Annotated in this window: 13 protein-coding genes and 4 pseudogenes; 6 read left to right on the forward strand and 11 right to left on the reverse strand. The window is 45.5% G+C overall.

Going from position 1 to position 17,113, the window contains the following annotated elements; translation table 11 throughout:
- Positions 1–4: 4 nt before the first annotated feature.
- From ACT8YW_RS07670 to ACT8YW_RS07685, 4 genes are read right to left on the reverse strand one after another with little or no spacing between them, the layout of a single operon-like run.
- Complete coding sequence (locus tag ACT8YW_RS07670) at positions 5–1,468, reverse strand: DUF6047 family protein (RefSeq protein ID WP_444104553.1); 1,464 nt, start codon at positions 1,466–1,468, stop codon at positions 5–7.
- 4 nt (positions 1,469–1,472) lie between these two features.
- Entirely contained in the window at positions 1,473–2,288 is an 816-nt protein-coding gene (locus ACT8YW_RS07675) for a DUF6047 family protein (protein WP_444104554.1), read from the reverse strand.
- Between the two features lie 4 nt (positions 2,289–2,292).
- Positions 2,293–3,717: a DUF6047 family protein gene (locus ACT8YW_RS07680; RefSeq protein ID WP_444104555.1), complete on the reverse strand. Its 1,425-nt coding sequence runs from the start codon at positions 3,715–3,717 to the stop codon at positions 2,293–2,295.
- A 4-nt stretch (positions 3,718–3,721) separates the two neighbouring features.
- The gene (locus tag ACT8YW_RS07685) at positions 3,722–4,864 is read right to left on the reverse strand and encodes a DUF4099 domain-containing protein (RefSeq protein WP_444104556.1); all 1,143 of its coding nucleotides are present in this window, start codon (positions 4,862–4,864) and stop codon (positions 3,722–3,724) included.
- Between the two features lie 74 nt (positions 4,865–4,938).
- Between ACT8YW_RS07685 and ACT8YW_RS07690 the strand changes: the two genes are divergently transcribed.
- The 5 genes from ACT8YW_RS07690 to ACT8YW_RS07710 all read left to right on the forward strand — a co-directional run bounded on the left by ACT8YW_RS07690 (position 4,939) and on the right by ACT8YW_RS07710 (position 6,798).
- A complete protein-coding gene (locus ACT8YW_RS07690) occupies positions 4,939–5,070 on the forward strand; it encodes a hypothetical protein (protein WP_418213795.1) in 132 nt (43 codons plus the stop codon).
- Between the two features lie 24 nt (positions 5,071–5,094).
- Entirely contained in the window at positions 5,095–5,547 is a 453-nt protein-coding gene (locus ACT8YW_RS07695) for a M23 family metallopeptidase (RefSeq protein WP_444104557.1), read from the forward strand.
- 16 nt (positions 5,548–5,563) lie between these two features.
- Positions 5,564–5,722 (forward strand): hypothetical protein, encoded by a 159-nt coding sequence (locus ACT8YW_RS07700; protein WP_444104558.1) that lies wholly within the window; start codon positions 5,564–5,566, stop codon positions 5,720–5,722.
- Between the two features lie 45 nt (positions 5,723–5,767).
- Complete coding sequence (locus tag ACT8YW_RS07705) at positions 5,768–6,523, forward strand: toprim domain-containing protein (RefSeq protein WP_444104559.1); 756 nt, start codon at positions 5,768–5,770, stop codon at positions 6,521–6,523.
- A gap of 98 nt (positions 6,524–6,621) precedes the next feature.
- On the forward strand, positions 6,622–6,798 hold the full coding sequence (locus ACT8YW_RS07710; RefSeq protein WP_250717464.1) for a histone H1: 177 nt from the start codon (positions 6,622–6,624) through the stop codon (positions 6,796–6,798).
- 357 nt (positions 6,799–7,155) lie between these two features.
- Here the strand turns inward: ACT8YW_RS07710 and ACT8YW_RS07715 are convergent.
- The 4 genes and pseudogenes from ACT8YW_RS07715 to mobA all read right to left on the reverse strand — a co-directional run.
- Positions 7,156–7,899 (reverse strand): annotated as a pseudogene (locus ACT8YW_RS07715) (DNA adenine methylase).
- A 34-nt stretch (positions 7,900–7,933) separates the two neighbouring features.
- Positions 7,934–9,946 (reverse strand): annotated as a pseudogene (mobC, locus tag ACT8YW_RS07720) (conjugal transfer protein MobC).
- A gap of 32 nt (positions 9,947–9,978) precedes the next feature.
- Positions 9,979–11,103, reverse strand: coding sequence for a conjugal transfer protein MobB (gene mobB / locus ACT8YW_RS07725; RefSeq protein ID WP_444104560.1), 1,125 nt, complete (start codon positions 11,101–11,103; stop codon positions 9,979–9,981).
- Positions 11,104–11,192: 89 nt separating this feature from the next.
- Positions 11,193–11,591: pseudogene (mobA, locus tag ACT8YW_RS07730) on the reverse strand (conjugal transfer protein MobA); the annotation flags it as partial.
- Positions 11,592–12,010: 419 nt separating this feature from the next.
- Between mobA and ACT8YW_RS07735 the strand changes: the two are divergent.
- A pseudogene (locus ACT8YW_RS07735) lies at positions 12,011–12,328 on the forward strand (hypothetical protein).
- Positions 12,329–12,417: 89 nt separating this feature from the next.
- Here the strand turns inward: ACT8YW_RS07735 and ACT8YW_RS07740 are convergent.
- The 3 genes from ACT8YW_RS07740 to ACT8YW_RS07750 form a co-directional block, all read right to left on the reverse strand.
- Positions 12,418–13,035 (reverse strand): RteC domain-containing protein, encoded by a 618-nt coding sequence (locus ACT8YW_RS07740; RefSeq protein WP_444104561.1) that lies wholly within the window; start codon positions 13,033–13,035, stop codon positions 12,418–12,420.
- A gap of 210 nt (positions 13,036–13,245) precedes the next feature.
- On the reverse strand, positions 13,246–14,532 hold the full coding sequence (locus ACT8YW_RS07745) for a sigma-54-dependent transcriptional regulator (protein ID WP_444104562.1): 1,287 nt from the start codon (positions 14,530–14,532) through the stop codon (positions 13,246–13,248).
- Positions 14,529–16,925, reverse strand: a complete 2,397-nt coding sequence (locus ACT8YW_RS07750; protein ID WP_444104563.1) for an ATP-binding response regulator — start codon at positions 16,923–16,925, stop codon at positions 14,529–14,531. The genes ACT8YW_RS07745 and ACT8YW_RS07750 overlap by 4 nt, the downstream gene beginning before the upstream one ends.
- Between the last annotated feature and the right edge of the window lie 188 nt (positions 16,926–17,113).

The following is a 17,113-nucleotide window of genomic DNA, read 5'->3' on the forward strand; positions in this document are numbered from 1 at the left end:
GTTACTATTTTAAACGGTTCGTATGTCGTTTGGGGTTCTCCGGCTTTTTGACAGCTCCCGTTTTCTTATTTCTATCCGTGGGTAGCGGATGGAGCAGTTCCTCTTTCAAGGTATAGGTCTTGACGGGGAAAGGCTCGGATGAGTTCTTCATCCGGTTCCGCTCGAAGTCCGCCATGCAGTATTGCAGGTGTCTGACCGCCTCCCGGTTGTTCTCCGGAATATAAAGCGCATAACCGGAAGACAATACTGATTTCTGCACGTCATTCAGTCTCCGGTTCCCCACGGTAAATTCTACCATCGGATCATCCAGCATGTTCTTGAGGGAACGGTGCCCCCTCACATCGAAATCCCTTTTCAGAATACTGTCGGCGGCCTCCCGGATTTCCATGGAGGCTTGTTTGAATTCCTTCCTATCGAAATCAGCCGCTGATCGTACCTGCGTTATCCTTTCAAGTTTCCGGACAACTGGCAGTAGCTCCTTAAAGTAGGTGAACGGCTGCTCATGAATATTCATATAACCGTTCTTCATCACGGTCAGCAACCGGTAAATATCCCGGTTGGAAGGGATGATTTGCGCACGTACGTCCGGATCGAAATGGAATTTGTCAGCCAGTTCCATAAATCCGTCAGCCGTCGTTTCCATCGGGCTGTAAAATAGAGGAGTCAGCCCATTAATAAACTTGTCCGGCAATTTGGATTGGGGCACGTGGTTCTCACGCTGGAATTCAAAAGAATTATTCAGCTGCCGGGCATGGTCGATCCGGTAGGATGCGTCAATATGGGCTGCCAGCTCTTCCGTTACATACGGATATTCATAGACACCCAGATGGCCGATGTCGTAATGCGGATCGAAGTAATGGTCGATGATATGCTGCAAACATTCCCTGAATCCTTCTTTTCCGATTTCATTGCCGGAGAATATCAGATACCCGAAGTCATTCTCCACCACTTTCAGCGGTGTCCGGAAATTCGCCTCTCCCCGGTAGATTTTCTGCCTTTCGCCCTGGGATCTGCGGAAACTCATATAATCGGCTTCCTGCACGAAAGACTTTTTCAGGATGCTGCAATCGGTATCTCCTTTATATCTGAAGCAGTAGACAGCGTCCGAGAGTGAGATCTGACGGGAAGGGTACTGGAAGCTCCGCTGCAAGTAAGGCAACAGTTCCTGCCGGATATACTTGTCCAAAGGCATGTGTGTATCCGGTGACGGAACCTTCCTCATCAGATTCAGGTCATACCGTACCATCTCCACATCCGGCACATACGTACAGCTTTTGACTTCGTTGACATTGTCCGACAGGAACTTATGAAAGGCGGCATCCGTTACCTCCCTTTGGTTTCCTTCGACGAACCTGAGTGAGTTGCCCGGTAACGGTGTATAATGGTGATATCGGTCTATCGCAATGAATATGCTGCCCGGTCTTTCGGGGTCGAAAAATGAATTTTCCATTTGGTCTCTCTTGTCCATGTTTCTACAGTTTAGGGTGGGTACTTTTTTTCTTTTTCACGTCCCGCTTTTTATCCAAAGCCTTTTCGATAACCGCTTTTACTTTGAATACCTGCTTGTTTGCAGGCGGTTCTTTAGAGAATACGATCCGGGAGAAATCCCCGTTCACCCATGCATAGGAATGGGACGGGTTGTTCTTTGCCTCTGCGGGCAGAAAGAGCACATGTCCCGCCTGCAATACCTGCCGGTGAGGGGTAAAGAGGCGGACACCGTCTACCATGACACTGTCCATCGGGTCACTGAGAATCCTTTCGACCGTCCGGTGTCCGCGTACGTCGTAGAACCGCTTGAGGAGTTTATCCAGCTCGTCCTTATTACGGCTGTTTTCCTCTATCTGTTCACGTATTTCCGGTGTCGCGGGTCGATGGGAGAGTTCGGAAACTGTGCGTTCCTTGTCCGCCATCGCATCCAACGCATCAATAATATTACAGTTGCGGTGGCTGATGTCACAGTGCGCATTGTGGCAGAAACTGCGGAAATCTTCCGGGGTGGGCTTCATCTCATTACGGTATGCCAGCTCCATCTTTGGGAGTCTGTCCATCTTCAGGTAAGGATATTCAGTGAACAGGTTCCCGCCCGGATTGACAGACGGCCCTTGTCGGAGGATACCTTCCGCCCTGTAAACATGGACGGGGCCGAGGTTGAAATGGGGATCGAAGTAATGGTCCGCCACAAGCTGCAGGAATTTCTGCATGTTTGCCTGCCCTTCCACCGTATGGGTGAAGAATAAAAAGCCGTCGGCGGTTTCTATGGCTGTATAGGATTGTTCGGGTTGCTTCATAATTTTATAATTTAGGGAAATTGTTCTTTTTCGTTTTTGTTTCTTTTTTCAAAGCGGCGGTATATGGGATGATTCTGCCGTTTTTCTCCTGATACACAGCTTTGCCTGCCGGAGGTTTAGAGTATGCCATTACCCGGTTACATTTCTTGTCGGCATGGAGAAAGTGCAGACCGGGCATTGATTCGGATATTTTGGAAGAGTAGATCCATTTGCCTTCCAGAAGGGCTTGTCTCATGGCCTGGCCGGCATCGGTTCCACCAATGAGAAACGGGATGCTTTTGTCATTCAGTGTCCTCTCCAATGTACGGTGTCCCCTTACATCGAATTCCGTTTGGAGGATATTCTCCGCTTTTTGGCGCATTTCATCCAGTACATCGGCCAAATTCAGACCGGAGGATTGTCCGTTGATGCAGTTGTCTATCCGGGTGACATACTCTTGAAATACATTCCGGTATCCGAAAGCCGGATCAGCCACAAGGTCACGCTTGAATCCGTTTTCTATCAAATACAACAGTTTGCTGATATCCGCATTGTTACGGCTTGCAGGGCATCCGGCAAATTCAGTCAGGCGAAGGAATTCAGAAGCGGTCGGCTCCATATTCGTTTCAAACGTCTGCCTCCACAGGTTCCGGTCACGGAAAGCATCTTTTGAGAAGATGGTTTCATCAAAGTCATATTTCCCTTTCCCGTTTTGAGGGTTCTTCCGGTAACAGGCATCCACCAAGGGACAGATATCGTCGGACAGCCTGTTGACCTGGTATTGCCTGACGGGACCGGGTTCGCTATGAACCCGGAAATAGTTGCCGGATAGTTGCTGGTAAAAACATTTTAATCCGTCCCGTCCTGTTTGGGTATCACTGAAGAACAGGATTCCTTTGGAAGTCTCCACCGCACACAGGGGTAATTTATAAATCGGACTATAGTCATATCGGACAGCCAGTTCGTCCTGTTTCCTGTGAAAATGGAGCAGTCCGTCCAATTGATCCGCCGTCAACCTGGGTAGCTCGCCGGATTCCATGAGGATGTCATTGCGTGACTGTGCAAACAGCGCATTCCTCAGATTGGTGCTTATCAAGGGAACCTGCCCTTTTTCCCGGATATAGGGCAGCAGTATCCGGGAGATATATTCCTTTTTATCAATGCCCCCTGTGAGGACAGGCACATCCGTCATTCTGGGGAATGAATAGATTTCCAGACGGGTATCCGGTACGAAAGCGGCATGTTTGGCTTTTATTGATTCCCTGTTGAACAGAGCCATGAACGTATAGACTGGGTCTTGCCTGTCAGGATCGGCGGGATAGAGCATATAGGAGGATTCCGCGTGGGGTTTCTCCTTGCCGGTTTCATAACCGACAAGGAGGCAGCCTTCACCCTCTTTCCTGAAAAGCTCGTCCAATAACTTGGGGTCATCAGAAACATAGGCTGCCATATTATTACATTTTAGGGGTTATGGACGGCTTGCGGGTGCGTGTTTTCTTTTCCGCTTGCCGGGAGGCCTCTTCTTTTTTCAAAGGCTTTCCGGCTGGTTGTACCGGCCCGTTAACCTGCTGTTCTCCGTTACTTTTTTGCTGCTGCTCCTGTTTCTGACCCTCTTCCATCTTTTTGGTACTTCTTTCCCAGAGGAATTCAACACCCCGCTCGGCGGCGCTCATCTGGATGGAGGTGGTATAATAGTTCCCGTTATTGGACTTGAAACGGATCGGCACTTCCTCGCCACGTAAGGCGGCTTCGTATTCTGATGGGGAAAGCGTATAATCTTTCACCTTGCAGGGAACGCGTGCCTGCTCCACGGGCATGTGGAACAATTCATTCGTCACCGGGTCTTTGGAAAGGTAGCAGGGCTTGGTTTCCTTGGTACGGTAATCAATGACCATGTCGACTGTTTTACCCAGGTTGCCGGTCTGGTTTAATGTCTTGAGATCGTCCTCCGTCAATGTGTATCCCCTGTAATCTTCACCCACTTTGGGAGCCTGACGGATATAGTGGATGTCAAACTTGACCGCACCGTTCTCATCACGGAACAGGGAGAGTTTGGCATCGCCGCTTTCACGGCCCAGCTCGGAAGGTTTGGCTATATGGAAAGCGACAGCGGAAGATTTCCCTTGCAACATCCTTTCAAGGCTGTCCTTCGAATTTTTCAGGACATCCGGGGTAATGCCATATCTGGCAGCCTGCTCCCAATTGATTTCCCGTTCATTATAACGGTGGTTGTTATACACCCTGGCTGAAGCCAGCTCTTTTCTCACCGCTTCGTTCTGTGGTAGCTGCGCTGCCTCTATTTTTTCTTTGGCCTGCTCTACAGGTGTTTCCTTCGGGATGTTGTACAGGGAGTAACGTCCCGGATTGTTGTACTGGTAGAGAAAGTTCTTTCCGAAGTTGGTAAAGAAGTTTCCTCTCTGGTCCACCTTAATAAATTGGCCTTTGTCCGCTTCACCAGCATCGAGCGTTTCCAGCTCGCCGTTTGCCGCGATTCCTTTTACTCCTTTGGCTTTCTGCTCTTTCTTGTCATACGCCATCAGATACCCGTGTTCTTGGGCTGCCCCGTTGTTTTCAGGGGCTAAGTTTACATTGTCCATATACGTTAATTTTAAAGATTAATGAATCATTTGCAAGGGTAAAATTACTATCTTTGCCATTAAATAAATTGATTATGAAGAAGTTGTCATTGATTGTCATGTTCTGTCACTTATTGTCATGTCCGGCTTTTACACAATCCCCGTCGAAGGAGTTCAGAAGCGGACTCAGTTCAATCATCGGCCGTATCCATTCCGCCCGACAGTGAAAATCTTTCGTATGAAACAGCCGGTTGCCGGTAACCGTACTGGCTGATTATCCTATTATATTCCCCTTGAATGAGAGCCGGAGGAGGTTTGCAGTCTCTTCCGGTTTCGGAATAAGGATGCATCCGGTGAGAAAGAAAAGGGTACTCCATGCCGGAGTGGATATAGCCGCATCTTATGGCACGCCGGTCTATGCTTCAGGAAACGGGAAGGTCGTTGAAGCCCGGTACAGCAGCAGTTACGGCTGGTACGTCGAAATCCGGCATGCGGGTGGCTTTTCCACGCTGTATGCGCACTTAAGTAAATTGTACGTGAAAAAGGGAAACGTTGTCCGCATGGGCCGGCGTATCGGCAATGTCGGGCATACCGGTATCGCGACCGGCAACCACCTGCATTTTGAACTGAGAAAAAACGGGAAGCCGCAGAATCCCCTGCAATGGGTGATACTAAGGGATTCACATTATAAAAAGAGCCATTAATCCAATCCGTTATACAATGAATATTGAAGAAGCTAAACGCATTCCGTTGGAGGATTATCTCCGGCGCATGGGATTTTCCCCGGTCAGACAACACGGGGACAGTATCTGGTATTGTTCTCCTTTCCGTGAGGAGAAGACACCTTCTTTCAAGGTGAGCACATCCTGCAACCTATGATATGATTTCGGTATCGGACAGGGAGGGGACATCATCACCCTAGCGATGGAGCTGCAAAAGACGAAGGATATCTCTTATGCGTTAAAAGCGATAGAGGGACATTTCCCGGCTACTTTCCGGCCTGCCGCCTCTGTCAGGAAGCCGGAGCCGCAGGCTGCCGGTTACCGGCAGGTACGCGTTGATCCGCTGACGAACCCGGTCTTGCTGGATTATCTCAAGGAAAGAGGTATCTTGCCCGAAATTGCCCGGAAGACTTGCAAGGAAGTGCATTTCGAGAACAAGGGCAAATGGTATTTTGCCGTGGCCTTTGCCAACCGGGGCGGCGGGTATGAGATCCGCAACAAATACCTGAAAGGGAGCATCTCTCCCAAGGAGATTACACATATTAAAAACGGCGGCGAACATTGTATCGTAGTCGAAGGTTTCATGGACTACCTGTCATACCTCACACTCAAATCAATGCGCCCCGCTAGCGGGCAGCCTGCCGATTATATCGTATTAAATTCGGTCAGCAATGTAGGCAAGGCTATCCCTGTCCTGAAAGAGTATAAGAGTGCCCTTTGCCTGTTGGATAACGATTCTGCCGGAAGACAGGCATTTCAGCAGATGGCGGAAGCCGGATGTCCGGTCAGGGACAAATCAGACTGCTATCGGGAGTATAACGATTTGAATGATTATTTGCTGGGCAAGAAAATGTCACAGGAGAATAAGACGGATTCTCCGTCAGTATCTCATGTCAACCAGTCCATACAAAAAATCGGTCGGAAAAGCATTGAAAATTATAGGAAAATGAGTCGGTAAAGACGGTCCAGCAAAAAAATCGAGACCGCACGGCATTAATAAAAAGTTATTTCCTATATTTACCACCCGAATAATAACTTAAATAATAGAAACTTATCATGGAAGAATTAATAGAAAAAATCAACGCCGTTACAAAGGAGTTCATGAAGAATGCGAATGCGCAAGTTGAAAACAACAATAAGGCAGCCGGAATGCGCGCACGTAAAGCATCTTTGGAACTTGAAAAGATGATGAAGGAGTTTAGAAAAGTATCTTTGGATGCATCAAAAAACTAAGTAATCGAATATCTGAAGAAAAGAAGAAAGGCTGAATCTTGATTAGATCCAGCCTTTCTTCTTTTCTTGTATTTTTCCCCTGTCTGTTAAATACGGCTTATGATTCTTGCGTCGCATCCCCTCTAAGTAAGCAAAAAGACAATCCTACGGATTTGTAACCGCAGGATTGTCTTTATTGGGAAGCGAAAATACTTATCTGTAGTTCCTGATAAGCAGCTCATTAACCGTCTCTCTCTTTTCCGCTATGGAGCAAATGGAACGGAAAATACTGATTCGCTGGATATGGAAACCGGCATAGAGGTCGTCGAAGAAAGTATTCTCCGGGGTCTTCTGTCGGGGATCGGAGTTGGAAAGCATTCATTTGGAACCGGCTTCGCCTATCTCCTTACAGAACCAGGCAAGGTTGATTTGCTGCGGATCACCGAAGTCCAGCGGCATATACGAGGTACAGGCATTGCTTTCATTAACCGGCTTGTATGGAGGGTCAAAATAATAAAAGGTCTTGTCACCGAGATACTCCTTGGTCTGATGATAATCACCGTCTAGGATAACGACATCCTGCAGCAGCCTGTGATTAAAGCGGATCAGTTCTTCTTCCAACAGTTTTACCCGTCCTCCGATACCAAAAGTGACGGACAGTTTTCCATTACGGTTCACGGAGTAGATGCCGTTATAACAAGTACGCATGAAGAAGATAAACAGGGCGGCACGAGTGATGTTATCCGGGTCTTCCTCATTGTAGTAGGTACGTTTCTCCATAAAGTAGGCCCTTCTTCGGGCATGTTCCTCCAGTGCGATGTATTCGTCCTGTATTTGGGCAAGTACCTTTATAAGCTGCTCAGGGGATTCCTTGATGATGCGGTAAACATTGATCAGTGCCTCGTTGGAGTCATTGATGACGCAACGGATTTCCGGATAGGCTTGTCTTATTCAGAAGAAGAGGGCACCGCCGCCGACAAACGGTTCTACATACGTGTCCATCTGTTCGAAGTCTTTCGGAAGGGATTCAATAAGTACGGGAAGCAGTCTTCTTTTACCTCCCACCCAGGGGAAGCAGGGTTTTCCCGGCAGGTTGGCCGGAGAACTTTTCTTTTTTTCCATGTTTACAACATTTAAATGATTAATAAATTGGGAATTATTCATCGTCTGCCGTTTCCAGCAGATGTTTCAAGTTGGGATCATTTTGGATGCGGAGCAACTCTTTCTTAATGATTTGCGTCACATCTTCCTTGATTTGATAGTAGTTCCTCTCGATTTCCTCTTGCATATGGTCCTTACCGTCCGCACCGGTAAAGTCGGTTATGACGGGGATAGGTTTGTAGGCTTTTGTTTCGGCAGCTACCCGTTCATTGTCCACCATGATCTGACAATGGAATATCTTCTGTTCTATCTTCTCACCAAAATTGTCACAGACACTGCCGACAAACTCCCCTTGTGAGAGGTTGGAAATTTTGGAGGCGGGAATCAGCGAGTCAAGCTGGGTACTGATATTGGTGGAGGTATCCTCACGGGTCATATTGATGGATTTGCGCTGCTGGAGCACTTTCCCGAATCTTTCAGAGAGGTTCTTCGCTGTTTCCCCGACCGTTTGCCCGGAAAAAATGTTTCCTATTGTATTTTGGATTACACGTGCCTCCTTATCACCGTAGTCACGTATTAGCTGGCTGAAATCCTGTGCTCCCAAGGTAACTGCCACTTTATTGCTGCGGGCAGTAGCGATTAACGTGTCGAGTCCTTTAAAGTAAAGGGTTGGAACCTCATCCACCAGAATAGAGCATTTGAGCCTGCCTTTCCGGTTGACCATCTTAACGATACGGGCATTATACAATCCTAATGCACATGAGTAAATATTCTGCCTGTCAGGATTATTGCCGACGCACAAAACTTTGGGTTCCTCCGGATTATTGATATCCAGCGTGAAGTCATCTCCGGTCATGATCCAATATAAGGCCGGCGAGATCAGCCTGGACAGTGGAATCTTGGCGGATGCAATCTGCCCTTGAAGCTGCTCCATTGCACCACCTTTCCATGCATCCATGAAAGGTGACAGATAATTCTCCAGTTCCCGGTAAGAGGTTAGTATAGTAAACAAGTCGGAGTACGGTTTATTCAACAATTCAATGGCATGTGGAAAGGTACAATATCTCCCGTTTTCATAGATTTTAAGGTACCAGATCACCGCTGCAAACAATACAATCGGACTTTCTACAAAGAAATCTCCCTGCTTTTGAATCCAGCTTTTATTCAAATTTAACATGATCACAAACGCAGACTCATACGCATCCGCAATGTCGGACAGGAATGAAGGATTGAGGGGATTGCATCGGTGGCTGTATCTGGGATCATCGAAATTAATCACATAAAAGCCGACCGGTTTGACATATTTATCTTTATTTTTAAGTAACTGGTTATAAGCGATTATACTCAAATCTGGATACTTGAAGTCATAGATATAAGCGGTAAACCCCTTCTCTATCTGCTGGCGGATATAGTTATTGATAATGGCATAACTCTTTCCCGATCCCGGCGTACCTAATATCAACGAGGCGCGGAAGGGATTAACCACGTTTATCCAGCCTGAATAGGTCTTTCGTTGGTAACGGAAACGGGTGGGCAGGTTTACCGAGTATTCATTGGCAATCAGCCTGCGCTCCTGCATAAAGCTCTCGTTTTCGTCGTTAAAGACGTCGTCCATGAATCGGTTCTTTAGCAGGCGGCTGATCCAGACTCCGGCGGTAAGCAGACAGATATATCCGGTAGCTACGGTAGCTACATATAATAAAGTAAGAAGCTTGACGGAGAAGTGGACCGTCAGTAAGAACTCACTACCCAAAAAGAGCAGCAGCCCGGCTATAAGACAACAACCGATACTCCTTCATGACATCTCCACGTCCTTCCGTCCTTTGGCTCCCATGCAGGAGAAAAAGAGGAAGAGCAGGCTGAAAGACTTGCTCACCAGCGAATGGGAAAACAGGCCGGTATCCCGCTGGAAATTGAGTAGTATCTTGTCCACGATACCGATGTTCAGGTTCATGGAAAGAAAATAGGGATAACAGTAATAATAAACATTCATCACTAAAAAGAGGATGCTGATGGCCCTCATAAAGTCGAGGTTCTTATTGAGACCTCTGGTTTCGTCTTGTGACATAAGCGGTATGATAATTAATGGTGATCATTTTATTAGCCGAGATGCGGACCTCTGCATTTTCTCTTTTTCTTTTTCCCGTAAGGGCTTTGCGTCAGGTCGTCTGCCGGATATGGATAGGATTCCAAAGAGAATATATCCAACAGTCCGTCCAGTAGTCCCGGCTCTTTCATTTCCGGTTCGGACGGATGGATAACAGGACCTTCCTCTGTTTTCTCCGGTGGGGGCGTACCGTACTTCCGGTTGATAACCGATGCTGAATACTCTTTGCCTAAGAGCGACCCCTTGAATACGGTCTTAGAGTTATGGTCGATGTAAGTCACGCCATAAATCACACCGGAATCGTTCTGCCAGAGTATGGCGGCAATGCCTTTTCCGGAGAGTTCCTGCAGAAATCCCTGACAGGTAGGCTGTCCTTGCAAGGTAGCGGCGATGGTTTCCTTCGTTTGTACAGGTATGGGATGTCGAGCAATCCATTGTTTGCTTTTCGCAAATTTCTTTTGGAGTGCCTTATAACCTACGCTTTTACTGATTTTACTGGATTTGATGGCTACGCCGGTCCGTTCTCCTTTTTCATCGGTAGCCGCATAAACTAGCCCGTGATAAGTCTTTCCCTCTATCGTCTTGTGGATTTCTTCCACTGTTACATGGAAAAGACCAAGCAGGGCTTTGAACTCCTTGATGGATTGGAATTTGTATCCCTGCATGACGGGTTTGACCACATTGGCTATCTGATGCTTGATATTTCCCTTCCGGTAATCAACAGCGGTTAATGGCAAGGGGGCTCGCCGCTCCATCTTCTCGGCGGGAAGCAGATGGTATTTCCCCTCAAGCTCCCGACAAACGGCAGTCGAGCGTTGCCATTCTTTGTAATCATTAATTTTCTTTCCTTGCTCATCAATACGTAGGGAGACAATATGGATATGGGGCCTGCCGATATCCTCATGCCGATAGATGATATAGGGCTGGTTGCCATATCCCATTTTCTCCATGTATTCCTGACCAATGACGGTCAACTGTTCATCGCTCAGCACATCGTCCGGATGTGGATTAAGCGAGACGTGAATAACAGGTTTCTCAGTCCGGCGGTTGGCTGTCAGGTACGGCTCAAAGGAACGGACGCAGTGCCGGACAGTCGGATTGCCGTCTGCCGGTTCCATGATCCGGTTTCATGCCAGTGGCCGTGCCTGCTGCTTGTCCACTTTTTCTTGATTATAATATAATGCTCCATATATGGAGGCTCCTGATGTTATTTTTGCAACCATTGTTCGAATTCTTGGGTGAGACGGATGATCTCTCGGTTCAGGGAGATGAATTCAATAGTCAGTTGCTCCAATTTATAGAGCATGGCAAGGGCTTTCTTCTCGGAGAGTCCGGTATGCAGAGCCTTGACTGCCTGGTTATAGTTTACACCGATCCGGCGGTATTCGCTCTGCAGATTGGTCAGCTTGATGTAGTAGTCTGTCGCCGCCTTGTCTATTTTCACGACTTTCATCGGCTTGTCGAAAAGGGCGGCAAGAATGAATTGAGATTTGGTTTTAGCTCCCGAGTTTTCGAAGAGTCTTTCAAATTCAATGTTCTGGAGCTCGTCCAGACGGAATCCATAATAAAAAGAATGAAGCTGAGATTCTTCTTTAGGAGTCCGTCCGCCTCTTCATTTACTCGATGTGTCAGCCCGCCCGGGCTTGCGTGTGCTACTGATTTTCGCCATATCTTTTGAGGTTTTATTTATCCGGCAACAAAATAAGTGATAATTTTAATACGAACCTAAAATCGGGAGGTGACTACAAATGACAGGAGATGACTATTTATGACAGAGGCACAAATAGCTGTTGGAATGTATGCTTTTCTGATAAATTTGATGATACTTTGTTTTTTGTATACCTCTTCCTCATGTACAATCTACACTTCCCACACAAATCCACATACTTTCTAGAATGTTAATCTTATATTACGTTGATTATCAGAAATATGCTTATTTGATATATTTCGGCAGCCGCTTTGCCTTTACTTTAATGTAAGAGATAGTAAACAACGAAACAAGTCTTAATTAAAAAAATTACGATTATGAAAAAGGTATTAGTAGCAGTAACATTGGTTATGGGATTAGGTAGTTCTGTAGCATTCACACAGGAAGTTGACAACGCTACAGTTATAGAAACTACTGCACAGGCTCCACAGTAGGAATTCACAAAAGTTGATACCAAGGGGTTGCCTGCGGAAGTAATGAACGCCCTGGCAAAAAGTTATGAGGGCGCTTCTATCAAAGAGGCTTATGTAGCCGCCAAAGAAACAGGAAAAGTGTACAAGGTGATCATTACTACCAAGGATGCGCAGAAAATGACAATTCTCATGAATGAAAAAGGCGAAGAAATGAAGGCATAAGGAATGCTTCAATAAGCTGTACGTAAAATAAAATCCCAGTTCTTGGCGAACCGGGATTTTATTCTACGTAACACTGATTAATGTAGTCACTATTTACTCGCTATCCCACAGTTCACAATATTCTTTTCATAGTTTTCTTTCAGCTTGGGAAGCAGGACAGAAAGGCTTTTCTTGCGTCGTGCAAGGTCGGCACGCAGGTCATATGGTTTGGAGATATGAAGATGGAACAGCATTTCAAAAGCACTGACCAAACCGGCAAAAGACAGGTGGTCTCCGGAAGCATCCGTTATGACACCGCTGTAGTCGAGGGAAGTGATAAGTTCCATCAGGTTGATAAGCGAGCCGTTCCAATGAAGGGACGGTAGCACTGTTTCTTGTTTGGAAATAGAATATTCCGGGTGTTGAAGTAACAGGTACTCAAGTTTAATTTCGGTTTTCACAAGGTGATAGGTCTTGTCAAGGTATATTCTTAGAAGAGTATTCGGATGTTTCAGCAGGAATTGCAGCAAGGCCGTGAGTTCAATCTCTGTGTGATATAGTTCATGCAGTCTTCTCAAGATGGAATCTTCCCGGCTAGAATAGTCAGAAAGAAATACTTCAAATTCTCCATAAGCGGAGGCCAACTCTTCCTCAGATATTTCTTCATTTTTCTGGAGGAATAAGTCAAAACAACCGAATAAACGGTGGTTAGTTAATGTGTAGTGCATAAGGCATATATTTTTAGTTTATTAATCTATAGCCAATATCGTCATAAGATTAAGACCAAGATTCATACCTTACCGGATATCTTTCTCGAAAATTAATAATTTTCCTGTAAATCAACAATATAGAATACAAAACGAGATTTCAACTGTAAGCATCAGTTGTTCATCTAGCCTTACACTTTGTACGGGGAGTACACAGATTTTTGTACGCCATCAGATAATATGATATTTCCTTAATTTCTCATAAAACGTAGTACGGCTTAATTTTAGCATCTTGGCTGCCTTTGAACGGTTATTACCAGTTCGTTCCAGTGTCTGAAGAAGTATAACTTTCTCCTTTTCCTGTTCCGTTGTATCTTCCGGTTCTTCTTCCGTCTCTATCGAAAGATCCAAACTCAGGTCTTTTACCGTAATCCATTGACTTTCGGCTATCAATGCAGCACAGTTTATCGTGTTTTTCAGCTCACGGATATTTCCGAACCAAGGATATTGTTCAAGAGCCGTTTCTGCGAGACGGTCGAAACCTTGGAAATGACGTTTCAGTTTTTCTGAGGCACGTCTCAGAAAAAAGTTTGCCATCGGCAGAATATCTTCCTTGCATTCCGACAGTCGGGGAAGGGTAAGGGTAAACTCATTTAGGCGATAGAACAAGTCTTCCCGGAACCGTCCTTCCTTGATGGCCTTCTCCAGATTTTCATTGGTAGCTGCGATAAGCCGTATATTAAAGGCATATTCATGGGTAGAGCCCAATGGCTTGTATGTTTTTTCCTGCAAAGCTCTCAAAAGAAGAGTTTGTGTCTTATAAGACAAATTACCGATTTCATCAAGAAACAAGGTGCCGCCATCGGCAGCACGAAACAAACCGGGTGTATCGCTTTCTGCTCCGGTATAGGCTCCCTTACGATGACCGAAGAATTCGGAAGCGGCAAGCTCTTCGGGGATTGCCCCGCAATCAACAGTAATGTACGGCTTACTATGGCGGTGGCTCTGGTCATGAATTTCTCTTGCCACATGTTCTTTGCCCACACCGGATGCCCCACGGATCAAGATAGAATAGTCTGAAAGGGCAACCAGTTTCAACTTTTTATAGAGTTCTAAGGCTTGCGGACTTTCACCACGGTAAAATTCATTCTCTTCACGAGACTTGCTGAGCACATTAGAGATAGCCTCCGAAAGTTTATCCGGCCGAATAGGCTTGCACAGATAATTAACGGCGCCGAGTTGCATGGCTTGCACCGCATTTTCCACCTGTCCGTAGTTAGTCATGATAAGGAAAGGGATCGTATAATTTTCATCATTCAGCCATTCCAGAAAGAGGGTACTGTTTCCATCCGGCAGACGCAGGTCTGCCAGTATCAGATCGTATTCCTTTTCCCTAATGGATTTCTTCGCATCGGAAAGTTTCGTTACGCTTTCCACCCTCATGCCTTGTTTTACCAGCCAGTTACCGATGGTACGGCTGAAAATAATATCGTCTTCTATAATCAGAATACTTTTCATTGTTTTTCCTCCTGTAATTTATGTTCTGCAAAATCAATAATTTCTTTCATAGAACGGATGATCTCCTGTATATCTGTTATTTGTCTTTTTGTCCATGAACCTGTAGCTGTAGTTACCAATTTCCTCAATTGCATTAACGGATAGTTTATATGAACGGTTTCCCAAAGAGGCAGATTTTTATGCAGGATGGATTGGACGGTTTTCAAATCATTTTGGTTTATGGCGGTAGCTATCGAATCCATGTCCTTACGTGCTTCCTCTATGAATAAGCGCAACATCTCCTGCCGGTTGTCCTCCCCCGAGAGAATGACTGAAAAGTCAGGGCTCTGTTCTGTTACTTCCTTTTGACCGACTATCTTCCCGGTGACATCCATCAGTTGCTCCATTGTAAAAGGCTTGTGTATGCTTCCTGCAAAACCTTCGGATAGATATTCATTATCATCATCGGAGCGGGCAGTCACTGCGATGACCGGTATGTTTTTGTTTTTTTCTATGTTAGAAGAACGGAGTATTTCCAAAACACCGAAACCATCCATTTCCGGCATCTGGATATCTGTCAGTAGCAAGTCATAATTATTTTTCTTTAACAGATCTGTCAGTTCCCAACAGTTGGTACAGCAATCACATGCCACCCGGTTCTGAGAGAACATTTCACGAGTTATCCTCTGTTGGATAAGGTCATCGTCAATGACCAACACGCGGATATTTTCTAAATGGACACCGACAAACGGCCTAGTTTCTTCCTGAACGGAATTATTGTCGGCAACCGGAAAGGGAAGGAATACGGAGAAAGTGCTTCCTTTTCCGATACGGCTCTCCACCGAGATCTCACCACTCATCCATTGTATGAGTTTGGAGGTGATCGCCAACCCCAATCCGAAGCCGGGTGTATGCTTTGCATTATCCAGTCTTTCAAAGGCATTAAATATTCGTTTTAACTCTTCCTTTGTCATGCCCGGACCGCTATCTTGCACTGAAATACGTAATTTTTCATTGCTATATTCCGCAGTCAAAGTGACTGTCCCTTTTTCTGTAAATTTCAAAGCATTAGACAGCAAATTATTAATGATCTGTTGCAGTTGTGCCCGGTCACCGTTTACGATGACATTCAGATTCTCAAAACGGGTAGTAAACCTGAGGCGTTTCTTTTTTGACAGCAAGGTGTAGTTCTTTGCCGTTTCCCGGAAGAATAGTGATAATGAAAAGGGCATCATATTCAGTTGGATTTGTCCGGTATCCAGCAGATAAAACTCCAGCAGAGTATTTACCAGATTGAGCATATAGTCGGAAGAGTGGCATATGTTCGCCGCAAATTCATCGCGTTTGTCTTTTTCTTCCAATCGGGGCAACAGCTCTGCACTTTCCTTGATGATCGCCAATGGGGAGCGTAGGTCATGGGCGATAGAGAGCATCATGTTCTTCTTAGATTGTAGCAATTCTTTGTTCTTTTTATCTGATTCTTCCAATTCTTTTTCATAGCGGGAACGCCTTTTCACATCCCGATGGATGATGATATAAAGTACAATAATTAACATGCAGACAAAAAAGGTAAGACCTGCAAAAGTAAAAAAAGAACTTTCCCTGCCGGATATGGATAGCCCATATCTTTGGGATAAACGCCGGTTGGTTTCCTCTTCGAAATCCTTTACTAAATTATTTAATTTCCGGTTCAATACAAGATTGTTATTATAAAGACTGTCCATCTGTAAAAGAAGCCTCTGCTGCTGTTCCTGCTGTTGTTCCATGACTTCTTTATCCAATGAATAAAGCAGTCCTGCGGGAGAAGAGACTGGATTGGCATCCGTTTCCTTTTCCCTGGCAACTTTTTCCCGTTGTTCCGGATAAGCTGATCTGGACTCTTTTCTATGGAAGATAGACCGTAACCCTTTTTTCATTTTGGAGGCGGCAGAAGATTGTATGGCAGTCATCGTTTGTTTTTGAGGTGAGATACGCTCTATCCGGGAAACTATAACCGGTATCTTTTCTCTGACAAAATTACCGGTCTCCTGTAATTGCAGAAAGGTATTCATGACAGCCGAGAGCAGGAATTCTTTTTCTTGCAACAGCAAACAGAGGGTATCTATTTGTCTTTCCTGTTCCGGGGTATGCACATAATCTCTCAACACTTGTAATGTATCACAGACCTCCCTTCTTTTCACACGGTAACGTTCCTGATCAGCCTCTTTCCATACGCTTACCAGTTCGGCTTGTGTAGTCAGCTCCCAAAGGTGCATGTACGTCCTTTCCACCAACTTATGGGTATAAACCATTTCCTGTTCCGCTTTTTGCAGGGTATTGTGTTTTATCTGTTCCTGACGGAATAGATATACAATAAAGACGAGCAGGGTAATCAGTATGCTGTAACCGATAAGAATCTTAAACCTTAGTCCCATTTTTCAGAAGTCTTATAGATGAATATCGTTTTTCAGAATGTCTCCTTCAAGCATCCCAAATGAATAAAAAGGTTCATTGACATCTATTCTTAGTTGTCAGACTTTCATGACCTTAGAACCGTTCTTTCATCATATACGGTAAAAGAATTACATAGTAACCGGGCTACATATATCAGGCTTTAAATATT

Origin of the sequence: Bacteroides sp. (genome assembly GCF_052357945.1) — a bacterium.
Lineage (GTDB): Bacteria > Bacteroidota > Bacteroidia > Bacteroidales > Bacteroidaceae > Bacteroides.